The sequence below is a fragment of the uncultured Arenimonas sp. genome (assembly GCF_963976025.1).
Taxonomy (GTDB): Bacteria; Pseudomonadota; Gammaproteobacteria; order Xanthomonadales; family Xanthomonadaceae; genus Arenimonas.
Map to the genome: position 1 here is coordinate 20,842 of NZ_CAXBJS010000011.1, position 9,392 is coordinate 30,233.

The 9,392-nt window shown below is 68.8% G+C and carries 10 protein-coding genes; 5 read left to right on the top strand and 5 right to left on the bottom strand.

Going from position 1 to position 9,392, the window contains the following annotated elements:
• Positions 1-10: 10 nt before the first annotated feature.
• Positions 11-2,509: an MMPL family transporter gene (locus AACZ35_RS01685; protein ID WP_339825294.1), complete on the top strand. Its 2,499-nt coding sequence runs from the start codon at positions 11-13 to the stop codon at positions 2,507-2,509.
• A 73-nt stretch (positions 2,510-2,582) separates the two neighbouring features.
• Here the strand turns inward: AACZ35_RS01685 and AACZ35_RS01690 are convergent, their stop codons facing one another.
• Positions 2,583-3,470, bottom strand: coding sequence for a DMT family transporter (locus tag AACZ35_RS01690; RefSeq protein WP_339825297.1), 888 nt, complete (start codon positions 3,468-3,470; stop codon positions 2,583-2,585).
• 135 nt (positions 3,471-3,605) lie between these two features.
• Here AACZ35_RS01690 and AACZ35_RS01695 point away from each other — a divergent pair, with 135 nt between their 5' ends.
• Entirely contained in the window at positions 3,606-4,106 is a 501-nt protein-coding gene (locus tag AACZ35_RS01695; protein WP_339825300.1) for a hypothetical protein, read from the top strand.
• A 61-nt stretch (positions 4,107-4,167) separates the two neighbouring features.
• On the opposite strand, the gene AACZ35_RS01700 is transcribed toward AACZ35_RS01695, so the two are convergent.
• Positions 4,168-5,064: a phosphoribosylaminoimidazolesuccinocarboxamide synthase gene (locus tag AACZ35_RS01700; RefSeq protein WP_339825318.1), complete on the bottom strand. Its 897-nt coding sequence runs from the start codon at positions 5,062-5,064 to the stop codon at positions 4,168-4,170.
• Positions 5,065-5,158: 94 nt separating this feature from the next.
• Between AACZ35_RS01700 and AACZ35_RS01705 the strand changes: the two genes are divergently transcribed.
• The 3 genes from AACZ35_RS01705 to rpe are packed head-to-tail and all read left to right on the top strand — an operon-like array spanning position 5,159 to position 6,520.
• A complete protein-coding gene (locus AACZ35_RS01705; protein ID WP_339825302.1) occupies positions 5,159-5,521 on the top strand; it encodes a cytochrome C in 363 nt (120 codons plus the stop codon).
• The gene (locus AACZ35_RS01710; RefSeq protein WP_339825304.1) at positions 5,518-5,844 is read left to right on the top strand and encodes a DnaJ domain-containing protein; all 327 of its coding nucleotides are present in this window, start codon (positions 5,518-5,520) and stop codon (positions 5,842-5,844) included. Before AACZ35_RS01705 ends, AACZ35_RS01710 begins: the two co-directional genes overlap by 4 nt.
• A 7-nt stretch (positions 5,845-5,851) precedes the next feature.
• The gene (rpe, locus tag AACZ35_RS01715) at positions 5,852-6,520 is read left to right on the top strand and encodes a ribulose-phosphate 3-epimerase (protein ID WP_339825307.1); all 669 of its coding nucleotides are present in this window, start codon (positions 5,852-5,854) and stop codon (positions 6,518-6,520) included.
• Here the strand turns inward: rpe and AACZ35_RS01720 are convergent.
• From AACZ35_RS01720 to AACZ35_RS01730, 3 genes are all read right to left on the bottom strand, one after another.
• The gene (locus AACZ35_RS01720; RefSeq protein ID WP_339825310.1) at positions 6,486-7,091 is read right to left on the bottom strand and encodes a class GN sortase; all 606 of its coding nucleotides are present in this window, start codon (positions 7,089-7,091) and stop codon (positions 6,486-6,488) included. The genes rpe and AACZ35_RS01720 overlap by 35 nt on opposite strands.
• Before the next feature lie 62 nt (positions 7,092-7,153).
• Positions 7,154-7,336 carry a hypothetical protein gene (locus tag AACZ35_RS01725; protein WP_339825313.1) on the bottom strand — a complete coding sequence of 61 codons (183 nt, stop codon included), beginning with the start codon at positions 7,334-7,336 and terminating at the stop codon, positions 7,154-7,156.
• Between the two features lie 91 nt (positions 7,337-7,427).
• The coding region (locus AACZ35_RS01730; RefSeq protein ID WP_339825315.1) for a marine proteobacterial sortase target protein at positions 7,428-9,392 on the bottom strand (1,965 nt) is incomplete at its 5' end.

Sequence of the window (9,392 nt, forward strand, 5' to 3'; positions counted from 1 at the left end):
GGGAGTTCACATGAGCCTGCCCAACAGCCAGCCCGGCCCCTTCGCCCGGATCGCCGAGCGCATCGTCTTCGCGAACCGGCCGGTCATCCTGGTCCTGTTCGCCCTGATCACCGTGGCGATGGCGTATTTCGCCAGCCAGCTCGAGGTCGATGCCGGCTTCAAGAAGCAGGTGCCGCTGCAGCACGAATACATGCAGACCTTCCAGGATTACGAAGCGGAGTTCGGCGGTGCCAACCGCGTGCTCGTGGCCGTGATCGCGAAGGACGGCGACATGCTGGACCAGCAGTTCATGGCGACGCTGGAGAACGTCACCGGCGACGTCATCAACCTGGCGGCCACGGACGACGCGCGCGCCCGCTCGCTGTTCACCCCCAACGTGCGCTTCATCGAGGTCGTCGAAGACGGCCTGTCGGGTGGCAACGTCATCCCGCAGACCTTCACGCCCAACGTCGAAGGCTTCCAGGCCCTGCCCGAGGACTTCGAGCAGATCCGCAGCAACATCATCAAGGCCAACATCGTCGGCCGCCTGGTCGCCAAGGACTTCTCCGGCGCGATGATCTGGGCCGACCTTATCCCGGAAAGCGACGTCAACAAGCTCGACTACCAGGAGGTCGCGAACCAGTTCGAGGCCATCCGCCAGAAGTACGAAGATGAAAACCACAGCGTGCACATCATCGGCTTCGCCAAGATGGTCGGCGACATCAGCGACGGCGCGCGTTCGGTCATCAAGTTCTTCGCGCTGACGATCGGCTTCACCTGGCTGCTGCTGTTCCTGTATTCCACCTCGGTGAAGCTGGCCTCGCTGACGGTCGCCGCCGCCCTGGTGTCGGTGGTGTGGATGCTGGGCGCCCTGCAGCTGATGGGCTTTGGCATCGATCCGATGAACATGCTCACGCCCTTCCTGATATTCGCGATCGCGGTCAGTCACGGCGAGCAGATGATCAACCGCTTCCGCGGCGAGATATTCTTCGGTGGCCTGGAAGAGGGCACCGTCGAGGAACTTCGCGCCAGCGCCAAGAACGCGGTCGAACCGCTGGAAGCCGCGCGCCTGTCCTTCCGCATGCTGCTGATCCCGGGCACCGTGGCGCTGCTGGCCGGCTGCATCGGCTTCGGCGCGATCATGGTGATCCCCATCGACATGGTGCGCGAGCTGGCGATCACCGCCACCGTCGGTGTCGCCCTGACCATCCTCACCGACCTCGTCCTGCTGCCGGTGCTGCTGAGCTACACCCGGCTGCGCAACCTCGACCGCAAGCGCGAGTTCCGCCTGCGCCAGCTGACCCGCTTCGACCGCATCTGGGCGGCCCTGTCGCGCCTCAGCCGGCCCAAGGTGGCCTGGCTGGTCGTGGCCGTCGGCGTGCTGGGCTGGTTCTTCGCCTGGCAGCACGGCAACAAGGTGATGATCGGCGACGCCCAGCAGGGCGTGGCCGAACTGCATGCCGACGCCCGCTACAACCAGGACGCGGTGCTCATCGCCGACCGGTTCGCGCTGGGCGTGGACATCCTCAACGTCATCGCCGAGGCCGGCCCGTCGGCTTGCACCACGTCGTTCGCGGCGATGGAAACCATCGACCGCTTCGCCTGGCACATGCAGAACGTCGAAGGCGTCGAACAGGTGATCACGCTGCCGGCGGCCGCCAAGATCGTCAACGCCGGCTGGAACGACGGCCTGGCCGCCTGGCGCGTGCTGCCGCGCGACCCGGACACCCTGCGCCAGGCCACCCAGAGCTTCGAAACCGACTCGGGCCTGCTCAACAGCGACTGCAGCGCGATACCGATCACCATCTTCACCTCCGACCACCGCGCCACCACCATCGACCGCGTGGTCGCGGCGGTGAAGCAGTTCCGCGAGGAAAACGACGCCTACGCCGAAGGCAACCTGCGCGTGCGCCTGGCCGAACAGGCCGCCAACGAGCCGGGCTTCACCTCCGACCAGGTCAACCTGCGCCTGGCCACCGGCAACGTCGGCGTGATGGCCGCCACCAACGACACCGTGCGTGCGTCCGAGCACACCATCCTGTACCTGCTGTACGCGGCGGTGTTCGTGATGTGCCTGATCAGCTTCCGCAGCCCGCTGTCGGCGCTGTGCATCCTGCTGCCGCTGGTGCTGGTCACCGAGCTGGGCCACTCGGTCATGGTCGAGCTGGACATCGGCATGAAGGTGAACACGCTGGCCGTGGTCGCCCTGGGCGTCGGCATCGGCGTGGACTACGGCATCTACATCTTCGCGCGCATGCGCGAGGCCATGCAGACGCCGGGCCGCACGCTGTCGGAAAGCTACTTCATCGCCCTCAAGACCACCGGCATCGCGATCTTCTACACCGCGCTGACCCTGGCCGTGGGCGTGGCGATGTGGATCTTCTCCGACCTCAAGTTCCAGGCCGACATGGGCATCATGCTGACCTTCATGTTCATCGTGAACATGATCGCCGCGATCATCTTCCTGCCCGCCCTGTGCCGCCTGTTGCTGCGCCCCGGCGAAAAGGACACCTGGACCCCGCGCCTGTAACGGGTGCCGGTTCTACTTCAGAGGGCGGGCTTCGGCCCGCCTTCTTTTTTGGCCGCGTAAATCCGCGGCAAATTCAGAGCTCTTCAGCTACCGGCGCTGGTCGTGCCTTGGCCTGGGAGCGCAGGGCGATGAGCAGGATGCCCGCGAGCGTCATGGCGCCGCCGATCAGCAGCTTCGGCCCGGGTCGGTCGCCCCAGAAGACGATGCCAAGACCGGTGGCGAACACCGGCGTCAACAGCAGCCAGGGCATGACCTTGGCCACGGCGTGGCGCTGCACGAGGCTGTAGTACAGGCCGTGGCCGATGACCGAGGCGACGATGGCCGCGTAGGCCACGCCGGCCCAGGCCGTGCCGGAAACGCCGCCGAGCCGCGCGATGGCGCCCGGCTCCAGCCACAGGCTCAGGCCCAGCAGCGGCAACACGCCCACCAGTGCGATCCAGGCCTGCAGGCTGAAGCGGGTGACGCCGCCCAGGTCGCGCATCAGCACCGTGCTGATGGCCAGGAAAAACGCCGAGGCCAGCATCAGCAGCAGCGACAGCGGGTTGTCCAGCACCAGCGGGTCGAGCCCGAGCACCAGCACGCCGCCGAAGCTCAGCGCGATCGCCGTGCCGGTGCGCCAGGCAAAACGTTCGCCCAGGATCGCCCAGGCCAGCAGCACCGACATCGGCACGTAGCTCTGCATCACGATCGCCGGTGAACTCAGGTCGCCGGCCAGCGCCAGCGCCCAGAAGCTGAGGCTGAAGTGCATCACGCCGGTGCTGATGGTGATCGCCAGCAGGCGCGGCCATTGGCCGGGCCCCGGGCGGCGCAGGAAGGGCGCCAGCAGCAGCACCAGCAGCACCAGGCGTAGCGCCGTGAACAGCAGCGGCGGCATTTCCCGCAGGGCGGTCGCCGATCCCAGGAAATTCCCCGCCCAGGCCAGGCAGACAAGCAGGGCAAGCAGGATGTCGCGTGGGGGCATGCGCGGGGCCATGGCCAGGGGAACCGCATTATGGCCCGGCCGGACCCGCGGCTTGCCCCGGGCCCCTGATCGGGTCAAAGTCGGTCCTGCGCCAAGCAGGCGCAATCCTTTCGAATGGGGAGATTCGCAATGGAAATGGCAGCAATGGGGGGCGCGCTGGTGTTCATGCTGTTGGCGGTGATCATCGGCCTGCTGTTCGCCGGTCTGATCCTGAAACTATCCGTCCGCCTGGTGGCGGGCTTTTCGCCCGGCTACGGCCGCAGCCTGCTGACGGTGCTGGCCGCCGCGGTGCTGGCCTTCATCGTCAACATCGTGGTGACGATGGTCTTTGGCGTCGGCGGGGGACTGATGGGGGGTGGCCTGGCAAGCAGCGACCCCGACGCCGCCGCCACCGCGCTGGCGGGCGCCGGCATGGCGATGATGGGGGTCATGGCCGTCAGCGCCATCGTCAACCTGGTCATCATCTCGGCCTGCGTGAACTGGATGATCAAGCGCCCGGGCGGCATCGCGATCGGCTTTGGCCGCTCGCTGCTGGTCGCCCTGGTCTACATGATCATCTTCATCGTGATCAGCATCATCGTCGGCGCCGTCATCGGCATGCTGGGCATGGGTGCCGGTCTGATGGCGGGCATGTAAGCGCCACGCGAAGCAGGAAAACGGGGGCGCGGCTGCCTGGCAGCCGCGCCCTTTTTCATGCTCAGTCGAGCCTGATGTCGGCCAGGCGGTCCAGGGCTTCGGCGTATTTGGCCCGGGTGCCGTCGATGACGTTGGCCGGCAGGTGCGGGCCGGGCGCGGTTTTGTTCCAGTCCAGCGTTTCCAGGTAGTCGCGCACGAACTGCTTGTCGTAGCTGGGCGGGCTGGTGCCCACCTCGTACTGTTCGGCCGGCCAGAAACGCGAGCTGTCGGGCGTGAGCATCTCGTCCATCACGTGCAGCACGCCGTTTTCGTCCAGGCCGAATTCGAGCTTGGTGTCGGCGATGATGATGCCGCGCTCGCGCGCATGCCGGGCCGCGAACTTGTATATCTGCAGCGTGGCCGCGCGGATCTGTTCGGCCAGCTCGGCGCCGACCTGGGCGACCATGGTGTCGAAGCTGATGTTCTGGTCGTGTTCGCCGGGCGCGGCCTTGCTGGACGGCGTGAAGATCGGCTGCGGCAGGCGTTCGGCCTGGCGCAGGCCGTCGGGCAGTCGGATTTCGCAGACGGCGCCGGTGCGCTGGTAGTCCTTCCAGCCGCTGCCGATGAGGTAACCGCGCACGATCGCTTCCACCGGCACCGGCCGCAGCTTCTTGCACACCACCGAACGGCGCGCGTACAGCGCCGAGTCGGTGCCTTCGGGCAGCACCGAGGACACCGGTTCGTGGGTGAGGTGGTTGGGCACCAGGTGTGCGGTCTTGTCGAACCAGAAATTGCTGATCTGGCACAACATCTCGCCCTTGCCCGGGATCGGGTCGGGCAGCACCACGTCGAAAGCCGAAAGCCGGTCGGTGGCGACCATCAGCAGGCGCTTGCCCGGCAGTTCGAACACGTCGCGGACCTTGCCGCGGTGGAGCAGGGGCAGGCCGGGAAGCTCGGCGGTATGCAGGGTGGTGGGCACGGGCGTCTCGTAGAACGTTACCGGGCCGGCCATTGTACGACTCTATCGGCCCCGGTGCGCGCCCGGCCACACGGCCGGCTGCTAGAATCGGCGCATGCTCCGACCGACCCTGATCCTGGGCCTGGTGCTGGCCCCGCTGGTGGCCTGCGCCGATGGCCAAACCGCCGCCCCGCCGCCGGCAGGCGCTGCCACCGGCGGCCCGCCCGAACGCCCGGCCAAACTGGGCCTGTGCACCGCCTGCCACGGCGACGACGGCCCCAGCCGCACCGCCGGCACGCCGCACCTGGGCGGGCAGGACCGGCTCTACCTGGCCCGATCCCTGGCTGCCTACCGCAGCGGCGAACGCCGCCACGAACCCATGACCAGCCTGGCCAATACCCTGCAACCCGGCGACATCGAGGCCCTGGCGGCCTGGTACGCCGCCCAGCCCGGTTTCGCCGGCGGGAGCCAGCCATGAGGTGGTACGGAAAACTCTTCGGCTTCATCGCCGGCTGGCTGCTGCTGCGCCATCCGGCCGGTGCGGTGCTGGGAATGGCCCTGGGCCATGCCTTCGACGCCGACTGGTTCCGCGCGAAAAAATACGACCCCTACGCGGTGCTGGGTTTGTCCCCGGACGCCAGCGAAGCCGAGATCGACCGCGCCTACCGCCGGTTGATCACCCAGTACCACCCCGACCGCCTGGGCGGCATCGCCGAGGACCTGCGCAAGCAGGCCGAAGAAAAAGCGCGCGAGATCAACCACGCCTACGACCGCATCAAGAAGCTGCGCAACAAGCACTGAGGCCACCATGTCCAATTGCATCATCGCCCCGTCCATCCTGTCGGCCAATTTCGCCAAGCTGGGCGAGGAAGTGGACGCGGTGATCGCCGCAGGCGCCGACTGGGTGCACTTCGACGTGATGGACAACCACTACGTGCCCAACCTCACCATCGGTCCGCTGGTCTGCGAAGCGCTGCGCAAGCACGGCGTCACCGCGCCGATCGACGTGCACCTGATGGTGAAGCCGGTGGACCGAATCGTGCCCGACTTCGCCGCTGCCGGCGCCAGCCTCATCAGCTTCCACCCCGAGGCCAGCGAGCACGTGCATCGCACCGTGCAGCTGATCAAGGCCCAGGGCTGCCAGGCGGGCCTGGTGCTGAACCCGGCCACGCCGATCGAAGTGCTGGACTACGTGCTGCCCGAACTCGACCTGGTGCTGCTGATGTCGGTGAACCCGGGCTTCGGTGGCCAGGCCTTCATCCCGTCGGCGCTCGACAAGCTCAAGCGCGTGCGCGATCGCATCGACAAGCTCGGCAAGCCCATCCGCCTGGAGATCGACGGCGGCGTGAAAGCCGACAACATCCGCGCCATCGCCGCCGCCGGCGCCGACACCTTCGTCGCCGGCTCGGCCATCTTCAACGCCCCCGATTACCGCGAAGTCATCACGAAGATGCGCGCGGAAGTGGCCGCAGCGTAACCAGGTAACGCAGCGGCCCGCGCGGGGCGGTGGCGTCGAAGGGCCAGCAGGTGACCAGCAGCAGCTGGTCGCGGTCGGTGGCCACGATGCGCTCGTGCCGGGCGTCGGCGATGCGGGTGGCGGCGACTTCGTAGCGGCGGGGCCCGTCGTGCGACTGCAGTTCCAGCACGTCGCCGTCGCGCAGGTCCTGCAGCCAGCGAAAGTGGGTATCGCGGTGGCCGCTGATGACGACCGTGCCGGTCGTGCCCGGCAGGGCGCTTGATTCCGCCCAGCCCGGCCCGAAGGCGAGGCTGCGGCCGCTGTCGCCGGCCAGCACGACCTGCGAAATGCCCAGCCGCGGTGCGGCCAGTTTCGCCACGGCATGGGTGTCGGCCCAGGGCCAGGGGCGGTGCGTTCCGCCGTCGGCCAGCGACTGCTGCCAGGTGCTTTCCAGCAGGCCCTGGGCCAGCGCCGCCTTGGCCGGCAGCCAGGCCGCCTGCACCGCCAGCACGCCGGCCGCCAGCAGCAGGGCCCTGGCCAGCCAGCGCCGCGCCGGCGCGGCACTTCCGCGCAGGCCCCGCGGCCGCGGCATACGTCGCCGCGGTGGTGGGACTTCCTTGTCCCGAGGGTGCATCCGTGATGCCGGGGCGAAGTTCACCGCGCCTCCTGCGCGGCCTTGGGGGAGGGCAGGGGAAACGGCCGCCGGCGCAGCAGCGGGCTGGCATCGGCCGGCACGAAAAACCAGTGCATGTGCGCCAACGCCTGTTCGGTCGAGCGGTGGCCCGGTTCGGGCGCCGGGGCAGGGAAACGACTGCGGTTTTCAACGATCAGGACCATGTCGGTGTCTCCTACAGGGGGTTGTCGGTGGGACGCAGCAGGCAAAGCAGCAGCGCGCAGAACAGGCAGGCCAGGACGCGGGCGGTCATGCTCAGTTCCTCACGCGAAGCAGCAGCAGGCTGCCGAGCAGCAGCACGGCGGCAAGGAACAGGTCGCGTGGCCAACCCGTGCTGCCCTGGGCGAAGGCCAGGCTGCCGGCCGGCGTGGCATTGGCCAGTCGCGTGCTGGCGAGCATCTGATCGGCAGGGCGCGCCGGCGTTTTGTCGACGGCGACAAGGCTGGTGTAGCTGCTCACCAGGCCGTGGCGAAGCGCGACATCGACGATGGCCGGGCGCAGGCTTTCGATGTCGCCGCCGCGGCGCAGCTCGTCTTCCAGCGCATCGATGCGCGCCCGGCCCCAGAGCCGTGCCACGCCCGGCGCCGGCACCGATTTTTCGCTCACCAGCGCCAGCCGGCGCGACCAGGGCTGCGGCGCCAGGCCGCGCACGGTGGCGATGCCATCGACGCGGTCCAGGCGCGCGACCACCTGCACCGCCTCGCCCTGGTAGAGGTCGGGAATGCGCGCCGGGTAGGCTTCGGTGAGACCCGGCCAGTCCACCTGGATGTCGCGCATGGCCGGGCGGTCGAGTTTCGCCAGCAGGCCGTCCATCTTTTCCGCCACCTCGTTGACGTCGCGCACCACCACGCCGGTGCCACGGCCGAGTTCGGCGGCCTTGCGCAGGAAGTGGTCGTTGGGCGCGCTGCCGATGCCGACCGGGAACAGCCGGCTCTTGCCGCGTCCGGATTCAATCAGCCGCAGCAGCTGGTCTTCGTTTCCGATCGCGGCATCGGTGGCCAGCACCACCTGGCGCAGGTAGCCCTCGGGCGCATGCCCGGCGAACGCCGCCACCAGCGCCGGCAGCATTTCGGTGCCGCCCTCGGCGCGCAGCGAACGCACCCAGGCACGGGCGCGGGCGACATTGCCCGGCTGCGCCGGCACCGCGTCGGCGAACAGCAGGTCGAAGTCGTCGTCGAAGCGGATCACGTTGAACCGGTCGCCCGGGCGCAGCCGCGCCAGTGCGCGGTCGGCGGCTTCGATGGCCTGGGCCATGGACGCGCCGGACATCGAGCCGGAGTTGTCGATCACCAGGATCAGTTCGCGCGGCAGCGGCGCGGTGGGCAGGGTCGGCGGCACCAGCATCAGCAGCGCGTAGTCTTCGCCGGCCACGCGGTCCAGGAACACGGCGCTGCGCGGGGCCTTGCTCGGTTCGGGCTCCCATTCAAGGACGAAGTCGCGGTCGCTCGCCTCGACCAGCTCGCTCAGCTCGACCCGGTGCACGCCGTCGTGCCCGAACACGGTCACGGCGTGGGTGGGGCTTTCGATGCGCTGCAGCGGCAGGCCGGCATCGATGTCGGCGACCAGGGCCACGGTCGGACCCGCGGCCACGCCGCCGTCCATGCTGCCGGCGACCGCGGGCAGGGCTTCGGGCGCCTCCAGCGACATCGCGTGCATGGCGAAGGACGCATCGGGAGAAGGCGCGGGCAGGTAGCGCGGCGTCAGCGTCAGCGGCAGGCCCAGCGAAAACACGCCGTCGCGGTAGGCCACCGGCTGCCAGTAGCGCACTTCGATTTCGATCTCCTCGCCCGGGCCGATGTTGGCCACCGCGGTCTGGAACAGGTTCGGCCGGTTCTGCGACACCAGGCTGGCGCGCTGGCCGGCCGCGGCCGCGGCCTGGTAAACGGCCTTGGCGTCTTCCTTCTCGCGGATCTCGCCTTCGACCAGGCGTTCGCCGATGCGCAGGGTCAGCGCGCCGACGGCGGCGTTTTCCGGCAGCGGCAGCAGGTAGCGGCCCTCGCGCCACTGGCTGGAATCATTGCGGTAGGTCTGGCGCACCGACACCTCCGCCATTAGTCCGTGCACCTGCATGTGCACGCTGGTGTCCATGGCCAGGGTGGCGACCCATTGATCGCCTTCGCGAAACATCAGGCCCTCGGGGTCTTCGCCGGCCAGCGCCAGCAGCGGCAGCAGCGACAGCAGCGACAGCAGCAGGCCGGCCAGCCAGCGGCGGGCCCAGCC

Coding starts and splice junctions, on each gene's coding strand:
- AACZ35_RS01695 (WP_339825300.1), top strand. CDS start 3,606: ATGGCAGCAATGGGGGGCGCGCTGGTGTTCATGCTGTTGGCGGTGATC.
- rpe (WP_339825307.1), top strand. CDS start 5,852: ATGTCCAATTGCATCATCGCCCCGTCCATCCTGTCGGCCAATTTCGCC.
- AACZ35_RS01710 (WP_339825304.1), top strand. CDS start 5,518: ATGAGGTGGTACGGAAAACTCTTCGGCTTCATCGCCGGCTGGCTGCTG.
- AACZ35_RS01725 (WP_339825313.1), bottom strand. CDS start 7,336: ATGGTCCTGATCGTTGAAAACCGCAGTCGTTTCCCTGCCCCGGCGCCC.
- AACZ35_RS01690 (WP_339825297.1), bottom strand. CDS start 3,470: ATGCCCCCACGCGACATCCTGCTTGCCCTGCTTGTCTGCCTGGCCTGG.
- AACZ35_RS01685 (WP_339825294.1), top strand. CDS start 11: ATGAGCCTGCCCAACAGCCAGCCCGGCCCCTTCGCCCGGATCGCCGAG.
- AACZ35_RS01720 (WP_339825310.1), bottom strand. CDS start 7,091: ATGCCGCGGCCGCGGGGCCTGCGCGGAAGTGCCGCGCCGGCGCGGCGC.
- AACZ35_RS01705 (WP_339825302.1), top strand. CDS start 5,159: ATGCTCCGACCGACCCTGATCCTGGGCCTGGTGCTGGCCCCGCTGGTG.